Raw genomic sequence first — 19,597 nt, 5'->3', positions numbered from 1 at the left:
TTCTATTTTCTCAACGTTTCAAAAAAATTTTCAAGGTCTTAATATGTTTTATTATTAGAAAGTGAGGTATGTTAGTAATGGCTTTTAAAAAAAATACGATCGAATCAAAAAATTCTCTGAATATAGCTATAGCAGGTACTGGTTATGTTGGACTTTGTACGGGAGTATGTATGGCTCATACTGGTCATTATGTAACTTGCGTAGATATAGATGAGCAAAAAATTAACTTAATGAAATCAGGGAAAAGTCCAATATTTGAAGAAGGACTTGAAGAGTTAATGACTCTTAATAATGAACGACTAACATACACCACCGATTACATTAATGCTTACCAAAATGCAGATATTATCTTCATTGGGGTGGGTACTCCTGAAAAAAAAGATGGATCTGCCAATCTTTCATATGTGTACAATGTAGCAAAACAGATTGCACATAATGTAACTAAGGATTGTGTAGTAGTTGTTAAATCTACAGTGCCTATCGGTACTAACGATAAAATTGAAAATTTTATTAAATCAGAATTAAAAAAACCAGTGACTATATATGTTGCAAGTAACCCAGAGTTTTTGGCACAAGGTACTGCGATTCGAGACACTCTTCATGCTTCAAGAATAGTTATTGGTGTGGAAAATCAATACTCAGAAAATATTCTTAGACAAGCATATAATGGCTTCAAGGATATCCCCATTGTAGTCACCAACCGTAGATCTGCAGAGATGATAAAGTATGCCTCTAATGATTTTTTAGCCTTGAAAATCTCCTACATAAACGAAATAGCAAATCTATGCGAGTTGATAGGGGCAGATATTCAAGAAGTTACTAATGGAATGGGTTATGATGAGCGAATAGGGGATAAATTCCTAAATGCGGGTATTGGCTATGGGGGGTCGTGCTTCCCAAAAGATACTAAGGCTCTTCATTGGCTGGCAAGTTTTCATGATTACGAAATTAAGACCATAAAGGCAGCAATTGAAGTGAATGAACAGCAGAAGTTTAAATTATTTAAAAAATCGCGTAAGTACTATGAGAGTCTCGAAGGGTTAACTGTCGCGGTATTGGGACTCACATTTAAACCGGGGACTGATGATTTAAGAGAAGCTCCTTCATTAGTTAATGTACCGTTGTTTGTTGACGATGGTGCCATAGTTAAAGTGTGGGATCCTGTCGGATCTGAGGCATTTAAGAATGCCATGGAACGAGAACATAATAGTGAATTGAATGAAAAGGTGGAATATTGCGATAAAATAGAAGAGACTTTAAAAGAGGCGGATATTTGTTTTATATTTACTGAATGGCCAGAAATAAAAGCGCTTGAACCTAAAGACTTTAATAACATGAAGGACGTTATTATTCTAGATGGTAGGAATTGTTATGATTTAAATGTCTTTTCTGGGAAAAACATAAAATATGAGTCTATTGGTCGCAGTTTAATAAGTGGAGAGTAACTAGAAAGGTCTATAGTGAATTTGCTATATAGAATATGAAAATGAAACAAAAGTCTTTATTTCATAATGTTATTTTTAATTTTATATACACTGGATTAAATTTACTATTCCCTTTAATAACAGCACCTTATGTTTCTAGAGTGCTTGGGGCATCTAATTTAGGTCAGGTCAATTTTGCTGCCACCATTGTTAGTTGGTTTGTTTTGTTTGCTACATATGGTACTGCCACATACGGAGTCAGGGAAGTAGCAAAGGCTAGAGACGATAAAGAAAAACTAAGTACTATATTTTCTGAGCTTGTAATTATAAATGCGATTTTATCTTTCGTAGTTGTTGTAATTTATTTTTTTGTGATCTTCAGTATCTCTACCTTTCATAATGAAATACATTTGTACTTAATTATGTCCCTCAGTATTGTACTGAATATGTTTTCTATAGATTGGTATTTTCAAGGGATAGAAGAATATAGATATATTACAATTAGAAGTGCTATTTTTAAAACAATTTCTTTGATTTGTATCTTCCTATTTGTAAAGGAGTCAGATCATTATGTCTTATATGGACTAATAAGTGTTTTTGCGACAAGCCTAAGTAGTGTTTTAAATTATATTTATAGCAAAAAAAGCGTTAAGATGAAATATAGGGGCATTAACCCCATTAGGCATTTCAAGAGATTAAGTGTTTTTTTCTTCCATACATTAATTGTAAGTATCTATACTAATTTAGATCAAGTACTCCTTGGCTTATACTTCGATACAAAAGCCGTAGCATTTATGAATAGGAGTAAGACGCTTGTAAATATGGCTGTTGCTATTTCTACTGCAATCTCTAATGTTACTTTACCTAGGGCATCTTATTATAAAGAAAATGATGAGAGTAGTTTTAGATATTTAATGTCAGAAATACCCAATTATATTTTATGGATTACAATACCTATTTGTGTTAGTTTTATGTATCTGGCTTCGAATATTATGTACATTTTAGGAGGAAGTGAGTTTTTAGAAGCAGCAACTTTGTTACAGATAATGTCTTTAACTATCGTGTGTTCACCATTATCAGGATACCTTCAGTATCAAGTACTTGTGGCTTCGGGTAAAGAGAGAATTGGATTATATATTGCAATATTAACCAGTTTATTTAGTTTAACTTTTAATTTATTACTGATTCCTAGGATTGGTTTATTAGGTGCTGGGATCGTTCAAGTGCTTTCTGAATTTATGGCGGTAAGCATTAGACTTTATATTGCTAAAAAGAATCTAAAGTATAGTGAAATTAGTTTTATCAACAAGTCCTCCATCTCATATTTGGTTGTATCTATGCTGATGGGCGGTGTAATGATTTTATCTCGTAATTTAATAGATAATCTTTTTCTGTCTTTTGCTGTTGGGATTTTACTAGGAGGAACGTTTTATTTTTTGGCTTTATATATAATTAGGGAGAAAATTACAGTGTATTTATTTGATATGTTTTTTAAAAAACTTAGAAATTGAGGCTTTAGGAATTTAATCGAGGAGGAAGTATTTTGAAAGGCATAATCCTAGCCGGAGGCAGCGGAACCCGCCTCTACCCATTAACTATGGTAACCAGTAAACAACTGTTACCTATTTACGACAAACCAATGATCTATTACCCATTATCTACTTTAATGCTTGCGGGAATTAATGACATCCTGATCATCTCCACACCGGAAGATACTCCTAGGTTCGAAAGCCTCTTAGGAGATGGATCTCAGTTCGGCATATCGTTACAATACATAGTGCAACCAAGTCCTGACGGTTTGGCTCAGGCTTTTCTTTTGGGTGAGTCTTTTATTGGGAATGACTCAGTGGCTATGATTCTCGGAGACAATATTTATTATGGCAACGGCATCCGGAAAATGCTGAAACGGGCTTCAGACAAAGCGCAAGGTGCGACGGTGTTTGGTTATCATGTGCAAGATCCAGAGCGTTTTGGCGTGGTGGAGTTTAATGATGATGGTAAGGTCCTTAGTGTGGAAGAAAAGCCTGCGCAGCCTAAATCTAATTATGCTATCACTGGTTTGTACTTCTATGACAACCGGGTAATCGAGATTGCAAAAAATGTTAAGCCTTCTTCTCGGGGTGAATTTGAAATCACTTCTATTAATGAAGCTTATCTTAAGCTTGGTGAGCTGGATGTTGAGCTGCTGGGCCGCGGCTTTACTTGGCTGGATACGGGAACTCATCAAAGTCTTGTGGATGCGACTAATTTTGTTAGAACGATCGAGGATCATCAAGGGATTAAGATCGCTGCTCTTGAGGAGATTGCCTATATTAATGGCTGGATCACTAAAGAGCATTTGTTGATCTGCGGGCAGAAGCTGAGCAAAACAGGTTATGGTCAATATTTAATAAAAGTAGCTACCGGGAAAATCCAATATTAAGTTTTAAAGGTGTGAAGAAAAATGAAATTGACGGAAACAGCACTTCCTGGTGTAGTTATCGTTGAACCGGCAGTATTTGGTGACCATCGCGGATGGTTTATGGAAACATTCAGTGATGCGAAATTTAGGGAACATGGAATAGATATTTCTTTTGTCCAGGATAACCAATCGTATTCTGCTGTCAAAGGAACTCTAAGAGGACTTCATTATCAATTGAATCCTAAAGCGCAGACGAAGCTTATCCGTTGTACACGTGGAGTCATCTACGATGTGGCTGTAGATATTAGAAAAGGCAGCCCCACGTATAGCAAGTGGTTTGGTCTGGAGTTAAGTGCGGAGAACAAGAAGCAGTTGCTGGTTCCGAAGGGGTTTGCACATGGATTCATGACGCTGACAGAAGATGTTGAGGTTCAATATAAATGTGATGAGCTGTATGCCCCGGAATGTGACGGTGGCATTCTGTGGAACGATCCCGCCATTGGTGTTGAATGGCCGATACATGTGGCCCCGGTACTATCTGCCAAGGATGAAAAGGCCCCTTTGTTGAAGGATGCGAATTTGAATTTTACATATGGCGGCTAGGGAATTATTAATAGAGAGTTCTGAGGTGTAGATGATGAGTAAGCAAAAATTGCTGATTACCGGCGGTGCCGGTTTTATCGGCGGGAACTTTGTCCATTACATGGTTAATAAATATTCTGATTACGATGTAGTAAACCTGGATTTGTTGACCTATGCCGGTGATCTGACCAAGCATAGACAAATCGAGAATAAGGAGAACTATCGTTTCGTACAAGCAGATATTGCCGATCGGGAGGCAATCTTTGCTCTTTTTGAACAAGAGAAATTCGATTATGTGGTGCATTTCGCTGCAGAGAGTCATGTTGACCGCTCCATTACCGATCCGGCTGTATTCGTTCGTACGAATGTTATGGGGACACAAGTGCTGCTGGATGCGTCCAGAAAGATAGGGCTGACTAAATTTGTTCATGTCTCCACGGATGAGGTTTACGGTGAACTGGATTTTGATCCGACTGTGTTCTTTACCGAAGAAACTCCCTTGCAGCCGAATAGCCCTTACAGTGCAAGCAAAGCAGGTTCAGATCTGCTAGTCCGGTCTTACCATGAAACGTACGGCTTGCCGATGAACATTACCCGCTGCTCTAACAATTACGGCCCGTACCATTTCCCGGAGAAGCTGATTCCTCTGACGATCTCTAAAGTTCTGAACGAACAAAAGGTTCCAGTTTACGGTGATGGCAAAAATATTCGTGACTGGCTGCATGTCTATGATCACTGTGCTGCGATTGACCTTGTTTTGCACGAAGGCGTAAGTGGTGAAGTGTATAATGTAGGCGGTCATAATGAACGTACGAATCTGGAGGTGGTGAAGACCATCATCCATACTCTGGGTAAGTCTGAAGATTTAATTGAATTTGTTGCAGACCGGTTGGGGCATGACAAGCGTTACGCTATCGATCCTACCAAGCTGGAGAACTTGGGCTGGAAGCCTACGTACACTTTTGAGACTGGAATTGCGCAGACGATACAGTGGTACACGGCAAACGCAGAGTGGTGGGAGCAAATTCTTAGCGGCGAGTATCGGAAGTAGTTATGAAGAGTATAAAGGTTAAAAAGACGGGCAAGCGTAGAAAGAGAATTCTTTTTCTGTACTTGCCTGTTCTGTTAGTTCTTACATTGTGCTTCTTTGGTGCAGGGCGTTTTCTTCAATTCAATCAGTCTCCCAAAAAAGCAGATGCCATTATCGTGCTAAGTGGAGGCACAGGCCGGATTGAGGATGCGGTTGAACTATACAAATCGGGCTATGCCCCATATCTTCTCTTGTCCAATTCCAAAGAGATAACCAGCGCCTCCGGCGACATGCTCCAAACCGCCCTAGCTCTTGGCATCCCTGATGATGCCATTCTGACCGAGGATGCAGCACTAAGCACCTACCAGAACGCAAAGCTGACGCTTCCGATTATGAAGCAGCATGGCTTTACTTCGGCCATTGTTATTTCTTCGGATTTTCACATGCGGCGGGTGAAGTTGCTTTTCGATCATGTCTATAATCATTCCGGGATTAAGCTAACGTATGTCGGTTCGGATTCCGGCTACAATGCCAAACGTTGGTGGGGTGACAAGTACAGCCGGGAGACGACGTTTAACGAATATACCAAGATGATTGGCAATCTTTTTGGTTATAACGGTCCTGAGGCTAAAGACGCATTGGAACAGATTAAGCGCTGGTTCCACTAGAATCCAGATGTGATGATCGCAGCCTAACTTACCAGCTTGTCACCGGATTTCAACCGCTATAAGCGGTTCAATTCACGAAGTTCATCTTTTATACTAATAAATTCCTATGCCCCTCCCACAAACCGACAAACAAACTAGGTATCCCGGTCTATAATTAGGGTTAAATCTATTTTGCTGCGGTAGGAGAGAGGTCTCATGCCTAATTATTATTTTAAGGAAATATGGACGCCTTTGCGATGGATACATATATGGTTCTATCGGGATGATGATGGGCGGTTGTGGGTGAAGCGTGGATCGAAACGGCGGCGGCTGGTGGGGAAGCAGGGAAGTGAGACGGAGGCCTAAGGGCCTCCGTTTTTTGGAAATAAGAATTTATGTGTTTCCGGCCCTGATAGTAACCCTCCCGACTTGTATCTCGTCGCTACTTTATCAATAAGGACATTCCCCCGAGGCTATAGTATCCCTGATCTTTTATATCTTTAAGTATTGCGTTGAGAAATTTGTTGGAGAACTTGTAGTTTTTCGTATACGACTGGATGAGCTTGACGACCATATCGTCAGTTAGCTCTTGTCTGTACGCTGCCATTCCAATGAGGTGAAGCCGAATGAAGGAACAATCTGCAACGAGCTTCACGAAGAAGTCGAACAGGCTGCCCCCTGCATAAATATCGGTCATGAAATTCTGGTACACATGATTAATCACATAGTTCTCAAAAATAAACTCCTTCTCCCGGAGGTAGGGTTCATAGATTTGTTCGCGTACACTGCGGTAAGTATGTAACGATTCACTCAAGCTGCTCCCGTTGCTCTGTATGCCTGTGAGGTATTCATTCATGCACTCATTGTAGCGGGCATTCCATAAAAATTCACTTAGGTGCGCCATTAGGGTATTGTTCAAAATCTGGAATTGGATCTGATCGTCTGAGGGAAATACGCCATAGTTGCGCAGCTCTTCGTTAGTGACCAGCTCCCCTCTGAATTCATCCAAGAAAGAGAGAACATTATCATATGCACCTGAACGAAGCAACTCGTCAGTATTATCCATTAGTACTCCAATAATAATTAACCGGTGTTGAAGAGAGAACTGGCGGTCGCTCAAAACCTCCAGCGTGATATCCCGCAGGTTCTGAATACATAGCTTCTTCTTATCGGTAAGGCTGCCTAGCGGGTTGATGCGCAAATTCGGTGTATGCAGTTCATGGGTTCGGGTAAAGTTCATGGCGTCTTCTGAGAGAAGTACCAGGCGGGCGATCTCTGGACAGGACAAGAGTGCAGATACCTCAATCTCATCGGCCTCATTCAGAATTCGCGGATAGGTCGAGCAGGTCTGTGAGAGGAAGGTCTCTCCTACCTTGGCTTGAATTGTGCAGAGGCCGTCACAGAGCATAGAACAGTTTCCGGTTTTTTGGTTCATTTTAAAAGAAGCGTATGACTCTTTGCTTTTATGATTACGCACAAGATTCTTGTTAATCTCTTTGTGAAGGCTCGTGTCAGGAATCTGCTTGTACTTTTCATAGGTTAATTGGTCTATGGTTATTTCCCATAAAGAGCAGCAAGTGTCTTCGCAAGCGGCTCCCGTACATTGGAATTGACGTATATATTGAGGAGTCAGATACTCCTTCTGCATAACCTGCAAAAAAAAACCTCCTTGTGTCTCCGCTATAAGTAAGTGCATCATTTACTATTATCGGGAAGATGGAGGTAAATCTTTAATTTACTAAGACTAGGAAGCTGCCCTCTCTACATAGCTCCTTGGAGGCGCAGCTTTCTTTCTTGTCCTCCCCAGCACGAACCCCATTCCCGGTACCCGCTTCACTACCAGACTCAGCACCAGTGATCCTGTCACCGCAATAACGGTAGTCGGAAACCAGCCCAGGTAGCTGGCGAAGACGAAGCGTTCCATGAAGTTCAGCAGCAGGATGAAGATGCCGTAGTGGAAGATGAGGATAGCGAGCGATTCCTGGCCGATGTAGGTGAGGGTGGCGGCGAAGAATCTGGATCTGGAGAGTAGCTGGGTCATTTTGATGGCGAGCAGGCTTCCGGCGATTCCGGCGGTGTAGAAGAGGAACAGGTTGCCGTATTCTCTATTGTTCATGTCGACATAGCTGTTCAAGTAAGCAGCTGTGAGAAAAAGCGCCATCCATACCAGGGTGCCCAGGTTGAAGACGCGAATTTTGCTGAGCAGTTGATGCTGTTTGAGCTGGTAGCCGATGAACACGAAGAGCTGGGCGACGAGCGCAACGTCGATGTTCCAGGGCAGGAAGACTATGGTGCTTAGAGCATAACCGGACAGGCTTAAGGCGAGCATGGCAGCAAGCTGCAGCAGCAGCGGGCGTCCGCTCAGGTAGCGCATACTGAGGCAGAAGATGATCTGGGTCACGAACAGGCAGGTCAGAAACCAGCTGGGAATATTCAGGAGCAGCCCCCCGGAATAGGTGCCGAGCGCAATAGCCTGCATAGGTTCATGCCAAGCAATACCGGGACTGTGATTTGGTTCGAGGGTCCGAAGAATGAGCCAGAGCAGGTAGCAGAGGAATCCGGCAGACAGATAGGGAACAACGAGGGTAAAGATACGGGTACGAAGCAATGCTGTGAAATTGTCAAAATATTTGGAGGCGCTGAACAGATAACCGGAGACGATAAAGAACAGCGGGAGCCGGAAATCTCTGAACATATCATTGAGCACGACCGGAGTCAGGCCGGCATGTCCCACAACGACGAGCAGAATGGTAATCCCTCTTACCATGTCGATCACTTTGAGCCGCGGGGTCCTGGAAGTAGCGGAAGCTGATTCCGCTGCAGTTGTCGCTGAAGTCGTATCTGGAGCTTGCATGGCTTGACGGCAGCCCCCTTCCCTATAAGTTATCAATAGTTTATAGGAAATAATAGGCAAGAACATGGTACAAACTAGTTATTTCAATATACTACCTTAGTTGGTTGATATAATTTATTGATAGTTATATAAAGAAGGGTAGTTGGAACTGCAGGTATGGAATAAATTGCACATACGTGCAGAATTCATGTGAAATCTTACACTTTAGAGGGGTGGGAGATCGCAGGATTCGTTTTATAATCGAAATGAAATCCATATGAACGGAAAGGAAAGTGAGGGGAATGAAGGAATATGACTATTCATTGGATGCGATTAAGGGGATTAGCTGTATTTTGATGATCATGGCGCATATTCCGCTTTATTTTAACGGCAATGAACGGGTGTTCCAGATTGTTGCCGGTGTGGCCCCTGTACTCTTCTTTGCGGTCTCAGGTGTGACTACCACCCTGCTGGTGCGAAGGCGCAGTTTCGGATCGCTTCTCGGCTTTTATGTGCTGTTCGCGCTCATCGGGTTTTCCTATAATCTGATGTGGAGGCCGGAGATTCAGGCATTTCGGATCATGGATGTTCCCCAGATCATCGCACTCGGAGTGATCAGTGTATACCTTTTAGAGAAATACCTCAAACCTCCACTCTATTTATACCTCCTGTTGTCGCTGCTGGTGTTTGCAGTACATACGTTCATCGGCCACCGGTTGCCGGACTTTCCTCTACAATCTATTTTCTTCACAGAAACGGTCGGTTTCACGTATTTCCCTTGGATGTTTGCGTTTGCGGCGGGGGTCCTTGCCTATCGGTGCAACAATCTGGTAAACCTCATGGCGGCTGTGGCTACCGGGGTGATGCTGGCCATCGTCAGTTATGGAGAAGTGCGCGAGACGGATTTTGTGAAATACAATATGTCCGTGCAATATCTGCTGCTGTCTCTGTTCGTGTTGTTCGGGGTCTTCTACCTTTTCAGGAGCAAAAAAAGCTACGCATCCTCCAACCTGGTTCTGTATTTCGGCAAGCATTCGTTTCTATTTTTGTTTACCCATTTGTTTCTGATCCTGGCTTTTGACCGGCTGGGTCTGGGCCGCCTGTACATTGTGTGGATGTGGGGGCTGGTTCTGGTCTGCACTTATGTGGGGATGAAGGTTTTGCTGTGGCTTAACCGCTACGTGGAGCAGTACTTGGAGCATCCGCTGCCTTGGGCGCTTATCGTCATTGGTGTTGTTGCGGTCCCGCTGGTAATCCCGAACAGAGATCTGATTATTCTCGCGGAGACTGCGCTGGGTATGCTGTTCGCAATGAATTACAAACAGCTCTCCAGCCTGATGTCAGCCAAACCGTCTACCCGCCGCCAACCGCCCCTTCCGGAGGTTGTCCATGAACAAGCTTAATTACACAGCGATCAGCACGTACCGCACCCAGCTCATGGGACTGGCAATTCTGTGGGTGATGCTCTATCACTCGACGGTAAGTTTTTCCTCCGTTCCGGTTCTTGGCACTTTGCAGGCCTACGGATATGGTGGGGTGGATATCTTCCTGCTGGTGTCGGGCTTGGGGCTTTATTATGCAACCCGCACGAATACCCGCACAGCTTTATTTTATCAAAGAAGGCTGCAGCGGATTCTGCCTACGTATCTTCCGGTGGTGCTGATTTTTTGCCTGCTGTATTGGGGAATGGGTGAGATGCCCTTTACGGACGTGCTTCTAAACCTGACCACGCTTAGTTTCTGGCTTGGACGGGACAGCCGGTTTGACTGGTACGTTCCTGCCCTGCTGGTGCTGTATTTGCTTACGCCGCTGTTTATGCATTTTTTCAGGGGCCAGCGAAAGCTTGTTACTGTGGCGGCGGCCAGCTTGATTGGTCTTGTGGTTAGCGTGGTTCTATCGGGAACACCTCTCGCATATTTGCTGATTTTTACGATAAGAATCCCGATCTTCTTCGTTGGCGTATGGGTGGGTTACCTGATCGACAAGAAACAGGCTGTCTCGCGGATAAATGGCATTCTATATCTGGGGATGCTTCTGTCCGGTGTAGGGATGCTGGCAGCAATCCAGAAATATATGAGCGAATATGTGTGGAGCTATGGGCTGTGGTGGTATCCTTTTATCCTGATTACATTGCCCTTATGCCTGCTTACGGCGGGAGGACTGCACTGGGTGGCAGAGCACAAATGGACCCGGTATCCCTTCCTTACGTTCTGTGGCACGCATAGTCTGGAAATTTACCTGATTCATGAACGGATGTTGAAAATTCTGGCGGATCTCCGGCGGAGCCTGGAGCTGCCTGTGAACAATCTTATCCTGAATGCGGCGGGCATCCTGCTTACCCTGGGACTGGCTTTTGTATTGAAAAAAGTAGTTAACGGGTTCAGCGCCCGTATGAAATCCGGCACGACAGCGGCCGCCGCTTCGTGATTGCCGGATAGGGTAAATATACCCTAGGAGGTGTTTCAATGAACATTACTAGAAAATTGCAGCAAAGATCTTTAACCATTCTCTCTGCGGGACTGCTTGCCTTTTCGGGCTGGGGAACCGCAGTGTCTCCGGCACAGGCGGCAGCGCCCGCCACACCAGCACCGTCCTGCAGTACGGGAGATCATGGGATTCTGCAGGATTTGCAGAAGAAGCAGACGGCTAAAGGAGCCGACCCGCTTACCTTTGCCACAGTGGACTTTCTGAATGCAGAGACGGGCCGGGCGGCCGGCAACGGTTTTTTGATTGGGACATCGGATGGGGGATGCCACTTCCAGGAGATCTATCAGGGACAATGGAACTTTCAGCAAATCGAGTTTCCGGATAATGTGCATGGCTGGGCCTTAGCCTCCTTGAAGGGCGGCCAGAACAAATATCTGATCCGTACCAAGGATGGCGGTTCCACCTGGAAGCGGCTGAGCCAGAGTCCGGCGGCCTTTGAGCGTATAGAATTTGTAGACGGTGCAACCGGATTTGGCTATAACCGCGCTTCTACCTATTATACAAAAGATGGCGGAGGCACCTGGAGCCGGATTCCTACTCCGGCTAATACTCGCGGGGCGGACTTCACTACCAGCAGCAGCGGCTGGGCGGTCGTTGTTAATCAGGGCAGCGGCTACCAGATCATGAGAACCACCGATGGCGGGGCAAGCTGGAAGCAGATGAAAAAAGTGGCCTATTCAGATCCGCTATACGCTCAAGTCTACGCTAACGCTTCTCAGGTATATACTGTGCTTTATGGCGGTTCGGGGATGTCGCAGACCTCGTACTCCCTCTATGGCAGCTCCGATGCAGGCAGCAGTTGGACCCGAATCATTGCCCAGGCAACGGCTGGCGGCGGTCCTGCTCCGGGAAGCGGATCAGCCAAGCAGGAGAAGGGGCCGGCTTCAGGCAGTCCCGGAACGATGCAGGTGATCGGCAAAACCACAGCCTTCCTGGTCGGCTATCAGCCTGCGGCCCAGATGGTCGGCACCGGCATGACCAAGAACAACGGACAGGCGTGGAGCAACTCCAAGACGGTCCTGGGCTTTGAAGGCGTGATCTCCTTCGTTGACCATAATCAGGGCTGGCTGGCGGTACGTGATATGAACAGCTCAACCCTGTATGCCACGAAGGACGGCGGCGCGAGCTGGAAGGCTAAGTTTGCTTTTGAATTCTAGTCAGTTGGGACCCTTAGGGGGCGAACATCTTGTATGTTCCGTTATTCAACAAACAGTATCCTAAGCAACGATCAGTGGACAAAAATCTTGCGGATTGTACAGCAATATGGGCCTGACTCACCAAATGGATGAACCTCTAACAAATACGGATTTCGTAACCTCAACCTTATTCACCCGCCAGTAGAGCATCTGTTCTTATCCTGTGAAATCCGCTAGCTATCACTATCACCCTTGCATTCAAGATTGTGATGTCTGTCTTGCTGATCTTTACGGACCGTAACGCCGCTATTTTCTCAATAAGGATACTTATGCCGGGGCTAACGGACCGTAGCGCACTTATGGCTTCACGAGTAGCTTTAAATGGGATAAATGTCCGCGAATAAGTGCGCCTCAGTCCGTTACCTTGCTAAAAATGATTTTTGATAGGGATAAGCGCCGCTCAGTCCGTAGCAAACAGGCAGACTCTATCGACCAAGAGAGGACTCAGCTCGTTGGGCCTGAAACGCCTGCGGCTGGATCTTCATATTTTAACCATTTCATTCCGGTGTGAACGGTTTGATTTCACCATTTGAGAACAGGCAGCAGCAGCTAAGGCGGATTTCCTGGTCATACAAGGGGTTCGCTTTTTTTGCGTATGGCGTACTCTTTGGCCGGCCGTTGCTTGCTTGGCACATTTGTCACGTTTTCGTCTTGTCTACAATTGTATGGGCTAGATTATAATAGGGAAAGAAACAGGAGGAGGATTGCCCGGATGAGAAATAAAGTACTTGTAGCTGCCGGAATAGTGTTTGTTATTGCCATGGGAACATATATGTTAGCAGGAACCAATGACTCAAAAGAGACTGGAAAATCAGAAAGTGTTGAAACGGATGTACAAAGCGTTAAAATGGACACGCAAGGACTAAAACAGATGGTACGGAGTTACAGTATGCGTACTGCAAAAGCGGAGTCAGCGTCGATTTCATCCACACAGCTCATGGTAAAAGAGAGCGATGGCAAGTCGGCGACCTATGCATTGCCAGCTGACGAATTTTTCGTCTCCATTGCACCCTACCTCAATCAAACCCATCCGTGCGCAACCCACAGCCTGACCGGCTGCCAGGGCGAGATGACAGAGGAAAAGTTCAACATCTCAGTCAAAGACGCGGACGGCAAGGTAATAATGGACAACGAAACGGTGAAATCCCAGCCCAACGGCTTTATCGACTTGTGGCTGCCGCGGGACCAGACTTATCAAGTTACTATTGAACATGACGGCAAACAAGCAGAGTCCGAGATTTCCACGTTTGAGAAGGACGATACTTGTGTGACAACTATGCAGTTGGGGTGAAGGTTCTAGTGCAGTAAATGAACAACTGAAAAGCTTTGGTCTATTAGATTAACCTTGAATGGTACTGTGTCCATCAAGGTTTTTTTCTATGATTTATTTTTTGATAAGTGTTAATTCTCTTGGATTTCAATAAAAAGAATACCTTCTTTCTTGACCTCACCGCAAAGGGGAGCCTGAGATGAAAGCCCTGTCTTTAGGGTATTTGATTGGTAAAACTCACTTATAACCAAACGTTCTATTGATCTCTCACAAAAGGTTATGCTTCACTATAGAAGTAAATAGATTTCAACTGCAGCTTGCGAAAGGGGATGTTTTTTTAATGACTGCTTATATGGTATTGGTGGTTTTAGCTTAACCGAATATTGGGCATAGTAAATTCCAATCTTGTTTATAGCTTGGAAGGTGAGAAATCGGGAAGATCACCCGTGTTTTTGCTATGCCGTAAACAGTAACCTTTCGTGAATACTGCTGTTAGCGCGATGCGATGAAGGTCGTATCCTTTTTTGAAAATATAAGCATTTATGCGCCGCGAAACAGCAGCTTCTTAGGAGGCTGCTTGTTCGCGGCATTTTTATGCCCAAAAACAGCTTAGATTTGCAGGGGGGATTGCGTCCGTGATTGTTTTGATACCAGTGGGTTATATTGAAGCCGAAATGATGCCGATAGGTTTAATACCCGAAAGGTTACGGAGGTTCAGCGAGAGCAATATACGGTCATTATTTCAGGACACGCTGCAGGGTATGCCAAAACCATACTGGAGCAAGTCGTAGCCACGAACTTTGATCGATTGCCATGGGAAGCAAGCAAATGAAAAAAAACGGAGGATATAAGATATGAACAACCAGGATGAAATATATGTAAAGCCCGAAATACTGGCGCTTGTTGTGAGTGCAGTGCTCCGCAAGACCATAACCCGCGCGGATTATCAAACCAGGCAGCTGAAAGGCGGGACGGTGGGAGATGTTCGGCTTGTAACGGGCATGGCTGAAACCTTAGAGGGTGAGATTCTGCCGTATAAGGTAGTTTGGAAAAAACAGAAAAAATGGGAACGCTACAACGACCCTGATTCATGGCGCAGGGAATATGACCTCTATGCATCGGATTTGGGTAAGACTTTTACGGATTCGCTCCGCTGGCCAGAATGCTACCATGCAGAGATGAACGGCGATGAGATACAGCTATGGATGGAATATATTGAGGGTGTGTCAGGCTTAAATCTCACCTCTGGAATGTATGAACGTGCAGCCGAGGAATTGGGGCGGTTTCAAGGCAAACTGTATGCCCAGCAACCGGATGTATTGGGGAATTTGAAAAATTTAAGCAAGCTTGATTTCGTAAAAAGCTTCTATCTGCGGTACCGGTCATGGGCAGTTTTGTATGATTATATACGCTCCGACGAATGCGAAATTCCGAAGCACCTATGTACAATGCTTATAGACATAGATAACAATGCGGACGAAATCTTCAGTCGCATTGACAAACTGCCCATAGTGCTGTGCCACAGAGATTTTTGGGTGGCTAACCTATTCTGCTCGGACAGTAAAATTGTACTCATCGACTGGGATACCGCCGGATGGGGGTACATGGGTGAGGACATCGCAAGTTTAATAGCGGACGAAGCGGACATCTGTCATATGCTTGAATACTACCAAAAATGCATTCCGGCCTATTACAGGGGCTTTGCGGAATATGCGGATGTGTCCGATATCTCATATCACTGTATCCATGAACTAATCCTTGTTATGTTCGGATACAGGCTTGTGGAGGGGTATAAATTCGCGGAGTCGCCCGAAGATAAATCAATGCATCTGAATACCTTGCAGAAAATTCATGAAATGAGCAATATATAGATGAATATAACCATTGAGTCCTTAGATGCAATCAACTGGTTGAAGGTATGCGAATTGTCTGTTTCAGAAGAACAAAAGCGAATATTTACAATTCCCAATGTGTACTGGATGGGGATCAGCCGATACGAGGAACATACCGAGCTGTTCGCCATTAAGCGAGACGATGAATACGTTGGCTTGATTGGCGCCGGGCTGGATGAGGACGGTATCAGTGGATACATCAATCCGCTGACCGATACGGCAAATTGCTCTTAGAACACGTGAGAAAGGATGCCGCGCGGCTTAGCTCTGACCACTTTCACCTGGGGCTGGCCTACGAAGGTCTACGAGCATGATACCATCATTTAAATATTAGGCACCTGTCGTGCGAAATGTAAAGCAACGGATATTAGCCTCCGCCTCCACAAATTGAGGCGGGGGTTTCATATTATCCCAATTATGAGGAAAATTTCTTCAAATTGCGCTTTTAGTCATGTGGAATCGGTCAGAGAGGGGTGTTTAGAACTATTTATAAAACGTTGTGTTCTTACGATAGAATAATAAAGGCTTAATCCATTTCGGAGGGACACAAGGTGAGAATACATATTAAGAAACTGAAAATCGGCGATGTTTTGAAAAACGATATTTTTAACCGTCAGGGTCTTCATGTGCTGGCAAAAAAGACAAAAATCCGTCTTGAGGATATTGAATTGCTGAATAAGCACAGCATTAAATTTGTCGATGTTGAGGGGAATGTAGAAGATCGTATAGCCAGAGAGGTGTTTAATGGTACTGAACGTCCTTTGCGAGTCAAACCTAATTATGATAAGTCGCTTAGGGAATACCAAGCCTTTTTTTTGGAGGCTGTGATCTCGGGAGAGTTTGACCGGTCGAAAATGGAATGGACGCTGATGCCTTTGCTGGAACAGCTGGATGAGCAAAAAGACGTGCTTACCCTTCTGTTCAGTTTCCAAAAAGAAGATGAGACCATTTACAATCACTCTTTGCAGGTAGGTTTGTTGTCTTACTATATTGCTGAGTGGCTAGGCTATCCGAAGAGCGAACGGTTTGAAATCAGCAAGGCAGGCTACCTCCACGATATCGGGAAGAGCCGCGTTCGGTTATCGATCCGTAACCGGGTCGGCCAATTAAATGATGAGGAAGAAAAGGAGCTTCAGAAGCATACTGCGGCAGGTTACCAGATTATCTGCAAATCGCTGAAGGATAATACAACTGCATTGGTAGCGCTGCAGCATCACGAACGGGAGGACGGAACAGGCTATCCGCTCGGATTGCAAAAGGATAAAATCCATCCTTATGCCCAGATTGTTGCTGTGGCGAATGAATTCATCAGCAAGACATTTGTTTCCGCAGAACAGCCAAGGCGAAACTTCTCAATAGTTCTGCAAGAAATTTATGAGCTTGGGTTCGGTAAACTGAACGAGAAGCCCGTGCAAGCGCTAATACATAATATCCTCCCTAATATGATCGGGAAGAAGGTACTGCTTAGCAATGGAGACATAGGAGAAATTATATTGAACAATCCTATGGATTTTTTCAGGCCCCTGGTGAAAGTGAAAGAGGCATTTATAGATTTGTCTAAAGAACGCAGTCTGAATATCCAGGAAATTATAGTTTGACTGAAAAGCCGAGAAGCCTCTCCTGTACCGTGGAATCTAAAAAAAGGCCACATGTGAGTGTAAGTATACTCCACGTGGCCCTTTTTATATCTTTTTGCTAATAACCTCATTCTTCCCCCGTCTTTACCACCCACACCTCCGGCAGGTTCCGGTATTGCTCCGCATAGTCCAGGCCATATCCGACGACAAATTCGTCGGGAATTTCGATGCCTGAATATTCAACTTCTACGTCGGCGAGGCGGCGGGAAGGCTTGTTGAGTATGGTGCAGATGCGTACACTGAGCGCGCCGCTATTCAGGAAATGCTCTTTCAGATGCTTCAGCGTCAGACCGGTGTCGATCAGATCCTCAACAAGCAGGACATGGCGGCCGCGGATATCGGTATCGATGTCTTTTTTGATAATGACCGCACCTGAAGTGGTGGCGGCTGTGCCGTAGCTGGAGACGGCCATGAAATCAATGCCTACGGGGAAGCTGATTTCACGCATCAGGTCGGCCATGAATACGGCCGCTCCCTTAAGGATGCCGATGAGGACCAAGTCTTTGCCCGCGTAATCACGGGAAATGTCCGTGCCCAGCTCCCGGACTCTCTGCTGCAAAGCTTCCTTATGAACAAGCACATTCTGTAATTCTGTCATCGCTTTTGCGCTCCTTACTCTGTCTGTTTCATCTCTGAGAAAAGCAAGCCCGCATATCCAGCAGCCTGCATTTAATGCTCAGGAGGATGATCTGTCCTGCTCCTTCAGCATAACATCATGTGCCCCTCCTTCGTAAATGGTGGTGGAGGAGACCAGGGTGATTTTGGCATGCTGCTGCAGCTGCGGGATGGTCAGGGCACCGCAGTTGCACATCGTGGATTTGATTTTGCTGATGCTGAGATCCAGGTTGTCTTTGAGGCGTCCGGCGTATGGAATGAAGGAATCTACGCCTTCCTCGAACTCCAGCTTGCTCTCCTTGTCGGCGTTGCCGAAGTCGTACCGCTGCCAGTTGCGGGCCCGGCTGGAGCCTTCACCCCAATATTCCTTGACGAAGTTGCCGCCGACCAGCAGCTTGCGGCCCGGACTCTCGTCGAAGCGGGCGAAATAGCGGCCCAGCATGACGAAGTCAGCTCCCATCGCGAGAGCAAGCACGATATGGTAGTCATGTACGATGCCGCCGTCGGAGCAGATCGGGACGTAAATGCCCGTCTGTTCGTAATATTCCTGGCGGGCTGCGGCAACTTCGATGACCGAGGAGGCCTGGCCCCGGCCGATGCCCTTTTGCTCACGGGTAATGCAGATGGAGCCGCCGCCGATGCCGACCTTGATGAAGTCCGCCCCTGCTTCGACCAGGTAGAGGAAGCCTTCCTTATCCACGACATTGCCTGCTCCAACCTTTACATTATCCCCAAACGTTTCCTTAATATAGTGTATCGTTTCCGCCTGCCATTCGGAATACCCGTCCGAAGAATCGATGCAGAGTACATCCGCCCCTGCTTCCACAAGCGCCGGAACGCGTTCCTTATAATCTCTGGAATTGATGCCTGCGCCGACGATCAGCTGCTTGTTGCTGTCATGAAGCTCCAGCGGGTACTCCTGGTGGCTGTCATAATCCTTGCGGAAGACGAGGTGCACCAGATTACCGCTGCTGTTCACAATCGGCAGACAGTTCAGCTTGTGGTCCCAGATCATATCGTTGGCTTCGGTCAGGGTAATGCCTTCCTGGGCATAGATCAGCGAAGACAGGGGGGTCATAAATTCGGTAATCTTGCAGTCCGGCGCAAGGCGGTTCTCCCGGTAATCGCGGCTGGTGACTATGCCCGCCAGTTTACCTGTGGGCGTCCCGTTGCCGGTAATGGCGATGGTGGAATGGCCGCTGCGCGCTTTGAGCTCCAGCACATCCTTCAGCGTATCCTCCGGGCGCAGATTGGAGTCGCTGAGCACGAAGCCGGCTTTGAACTTTTTGACTCTGCGGACCATTTCCACCTGCTGTTCCACTGATTGGGAGCCATAGATGAAGGAGATGCCGCCGCTTTTGGCCAGGGCAATGGCCATGTTGTGGTCGGATACGGCCTGCATCACGGCAGAAGTTACAGGCAAATTCATGGTTAATGCGGGTGTTTCTCCCTTGCGGAATTTGGTCACCGGTGTTCGAAGATCTACATTTCCCGGAATGCATTCTTTGGTCGTCAGATTGGGTACCAGCAGGAACTCGCTGAACGTTCTGGACGGCTGATCATAATAGTAAGCCATTGGGTGA

General features: G+C 45.7%; 18 protein-coding genes. 14 read left to right on the top strand and 4 right to left on the bottom strand.

All coding sequences use genetic code 11. From position 1 onward, the window contains the following. Positions 1–77: 77 nt before the first annotated feature. The 7 genes from PGRAT_RS24765 to PGRAT_RS33500 all read left to right on the top strand — a co-directional run bounded on the left by PGRAT_RS24765 (position 78) and on the right by PGRAT_RS33500 (position 6,450). Positions 78–1,445, top strand: a complete 1,368-nt coding sequence (locus PGRAT_RS24765) for a UDP-glucose dehydrogenase family protein (RefSeq protein WP_272945719.1) — start codon at positions 78–80, stop codon at positions 1,443–1,445. 41 nt (positions 1,446–1,486) lie between these two features. Continuing rightward, complete coding sequence (locus tag PGRAT_RS24760) at positions 1,487–2,935, top strand: flippase (protein WP_025707041.1); 1,449 nt, start codon at positions 1,487–1,489, stop codon at positions 2,933–2,935. A 32-nt stretch (positions 2,936–2,967) separates the two neighbouring features. Continuing rightward, a complete protein-coding gene (gene rfbA / locus PGRAT_RS24755) occupies positions 2,968–3,846 on the top strand; it encodes a glucose-1-phosphate thymidylyltransferase RfbA (RefSeq protein ID WP_025707042.1) in 879 nt (292 codons plus the stop codon). Positions 3,847–3,867: 21 nt separating this feature from the next. Next, positions 3,868–4,428: a dTDP-4-dehydrorhamnose 3,5-epimerase gene (gene rfbC / locus PGRAT_RS24750; protein WP_025707043.1), complete on the top strand. Its 561-nt coding sequence runs from the start codon at positions 3,868–3,870 to the stop codon at positions 4,426–4,428. A gap of 34 nt (positions 4,429–4,462) precedes the next feature. Further along, positions 4,463–5,458, top strand: a complete 996-nt coding sequence (gene rfbB, locus PGRAT_RS24745) for a dTDP-glucose 4,6-dehydratase (protein ID WP_025707044.1) — start codon at positions 4,463–4,465, stop codon at positions 5,456–5,458. Between the two features lie 2 nt (positions 5,459–5,460). Further along, complete coding sequence (locus PGRAT_RS24740) at positions 5,461–6,105, top strand: YdcF family protein (RefSeq protein ID WP_025707045.1); 645 nt, start codon at positions 5,461–5,463, stop codon at positions 6,103–6,105. Between the two features lie 195 nt (positions 6,106–6,300). Then, on the top strand, positions 6,301–6,450 hold the full coding sequence (locus PGRAT_RS33500; RefSeq protein ID WP_155990467.1) for a hypothetical protein: 150 nt from the start codon (positions 6,301–6,303) through the stop codon (positions 6,448–6,450). A gap of 76 nt (positions 6,451–6,526) precedes the next feature. Here PGRAT_RS33500 and fliB read toward each other — a convergent pair whose 3' ends face one another. Both fliB and PGRAT_RS24730 read right to left on the bottom strand, forming a co-directional pair. Beyond that, positions 6,527–7,732, bottom strand: a complete 1,206-nt coding sequence (gene fliB / locus PGRAT_RS24735) for a flagellin lysine-N-methylase (RefSeq protein ID WP_238326853.1) — start codon at positions 7,730–7,732, stop codon at positions 6,527–6,529. 96 nt (positions 7,733–7,828) lie between these two features. Further along, entirely contained in the window at positions 7,829–8,938 is a 1,110-nt protein-coding gene (locus PGRAT_RS24730; protein ID WP_025707047.1) for an acyltransferase family protein, read from the bottom strand. Between the two features lie 281 nt (positions 8,939–9,219). On the opposite strand from PGRAT_RS24730, the gene PGRAT_RS24725 reads away from it, so the two are divergent. The 7 genes from PGRAT_RS24725 to PGRAT_RS24695 all read left to right on the top strand — a co-directional run bounded on the left by PGRAT_RS24725 (position 9,220) and on the right by PGRAT_RS24695 (position 17,360). Next, complete coding sequence (locus tag PGRAT_RS24725; RefSeq protein WP_025707048.1) at positions 9,220–10,320, top strand: hypothetical protein; 1,101 nt, start codon at positions 9,220–9,222, stop codon at positions 10,318–10,320. Continuing rightward, the gene (locus PGRAT_RS24720; protein ID WP_025707049.1) at positions 10,307–11,344 is read left to right on the top strand and encodes an acyltransferase family protein; all 1,038 of its coding nucleotides are present in this window, start codon (positions 10,307–10,309) and stop codon (positions 11,342–11,344) included. The genes PGRAT_RS24725 and PGRAT_RS24720 overlap by 14 nt, the downstream gene beginning before the upstream one ends. Positions 11,345–11,382: 38 nt before the next feature. After that, positions 11,383–12,561, top strand: coding sequence for a WD40/YVTN/BNR-like repeat-containing protein (locus PGRAT_RS24715; protein WP_025707050.1), 1,179 nt, complete (start codon positions 11,383–11,385; stop codon positions 12,559–12,561). A gap of 751 nt (positions 12,562–13,312) precedes the next feature. Then, positions 13,313–13,891, top strand: a complete 579-nt coding sequence (locus PGRAT_RS24710) for a CueP family metal-binding protein (RefSeq protein ID WP_025707051.1) — start codon at positions 13,313–13,315, stop codon at positions 13,889–13,891. 833 nt (positions 13,892–14,724) lie between these two features. After that, the gene (locus tag PGRAT_RS24705) at positions 14,725–15,741 is read left to right on the top strand and encodes an aminoglycoside phosphotransferase family protein (protein WP_081758896.1); all 1,017 of its coding nucleotides are present in this window, start codon (positions 14,725–14,727) and stop codon (positions 15,739–15,741) included. A 54-nt stretch (positions 15,742–15,795) separates the two neighbouring features. Beyond that, complete coding sequence (locus tag PGRAT_RS24700; protein ID WP_155990469.1) at positions 15,796–15,996, top strand: hypothetical protein; 201 nt, start codon at positions 15,796–15,798, stop codon at positions 15,994–15,996. Between the two features lie 317 nt (positions 15,997–16,313). Beyond that, positions 16,314–17,360: an HD-GYP domain-containing protein gene (locus tag PGRAT_RS24695; RefSeq protein ID WP_025707052.1), complete on the top strand. Its 1,047-nt coding sequence runs from the start codon at positions 16,314–16,316 to the stop codon at positions 17,358–17,360. Between the two features lie 106 nt (positions 17,361–17,466). On the opposite strand, the gene hpt is transcribed toward PGRAT_RS24695, so the two are convergent. Both hpt and PGRAT_RS24685 read right to left on the bottom strand, forming a co-directional pair. After that, a complete protein-coding gene (hpt, locus tag PGRAT_RS24690; protein ID WP_025707053.1) occupies positions 17,467–17,997 on the bottom strand; it encodes a hypoxanthine phosphoribosyltransferase in 531 nt (176 codons plus the stop codon). Between the two features lie 78 nt (positions 17,998–18,075). Further along, a complete protein-coding gene (locus tag PGRAT_RS24685) occupies positions 18,076–19,590 on the bottom strand; it encodes an IMP dehydrogenase (protein WP_025707054.1) in 1,515 nt (504 codons plus the stop codon). Between the last annotated feature and the right edge of the window lie 7 nt (positions 19,591–19,597).

The organism is Paenibacillus graminis (assembly GCF_000758705.1).
In the GTDB taxonomy this organism is placed as follows: Bacteria; Bacillota; Bacilli; order Paenibacillales; family Paenibacillaceae; genus Paenibacillus_AQ; species Paenibacillus_AQ graminis.
Note: the sequence above shows the minus strand (reverse complement) of the source record. Positions and strands in the feature narration are given on the sequence as shown.

Bases quoted from the DNA above. Each gene is read 5' to 3' on its own strand.
- PGRAT_RS24765 (WP_272945719.1), top strand. From the start codon at position 78: ATGGCTTTTAAAAAAAATACGATCGAATCAAAAAATTCTCTGAATATA.
- PGRAT_RS24760 (WP_025707041.1), top strand. From the start codon at position 1,487: ATGAAACAAAAGTCTTTATTTCATAATGTTATTTTTAATTTTATATAC.
- rfbC (WP_025707043.1), top strand. From the start codon at position 3,868: ATGAAATTGACGGAAACAGCACTTCCTGGTGTAGTTATCGTTGAACCG.
- rfbB (WP_025707044.1), top strand. From the start codon at position 4,463: ATGAGTAAGCAAAAATTGCTGATTACCGGCGGTGCCGGTTTTATCGGC.
- PGRAT_RS24740 (WP_025707045.1), top strand. From the start codon at position 5,461: ATGAAGAGTATAAAGGTTAAAAAGACGGGCAAGCGTAGAAAGAGAATT.
- PGRAT_RS33500 (WP_155990467.1), top strand. From the start codon at position 6,301: ATGCCTAATTATTATTTTAAGGAAATATGGACGCCTTTGCGATGGATA.
- fliB (WP_238326853.1), bottom strand. From the start codon at position 7,732: ATGCAGAAGGAGTATCTGACTCCTCAATATATACGTCAATTCCAATGT.
- PGRAT_RS24730 (WP_025707047.1), bottom strand. From the start codon at position 8,938: ATGCAAGCTCCAGATACGACTTCAGCGACAACTGCAGCGGAATCAGCT.
- PGRAT_RS24725 (WP_025707048.1), top strand. From the start codon at position 9,220: ATGAAGGAATATGACTATTCATTGGATGCGATTAAGGGGATTAGCTGT.
- PGRAT_RS24720 (WP_025707049.1), top strand. From the start codon at position 10,307: ATGAACAAGCTTAATTACACAGCGATCAGCACGTACCGCACCCAGCTC.
- PGRAT_RS24715 (WP_025707050.1), top strand. From the start codon at position 11,383: ATGAACATTACTAGAAAATTGCAGCAAAGATCTTTAACCATTCTCTCT.
- PGRAT_RS24710 (WP_025707051.1), top strand. From the start codon at position 13,313: ATGAGAAATAAAGTACTTGTAGCTGCCGGAATAGTGTTTGTTATTGCC.
- PGRAT_RS24705 (WP_081758896.1), top strand. From the start codon at position 14,725: ATGAACAACCAGGATGAAATATATGTAAAGCCCGAAATACTGGCGCTT.
- hpt (WP_025707053.1), bottom strand. From the start codon at position 17,997: ATGACAGAATTACAGAATGTGCTTGTTCATAAGGAAGCTTTGCAGCAG.
- PGRAT_RS24685 (WP_025707054.1), bottom strand. From the start codon at position 19,590: ATGGCTTACTATTATGATCAGCCGTCCAGAACGTTCAGCGAGTTCCTG.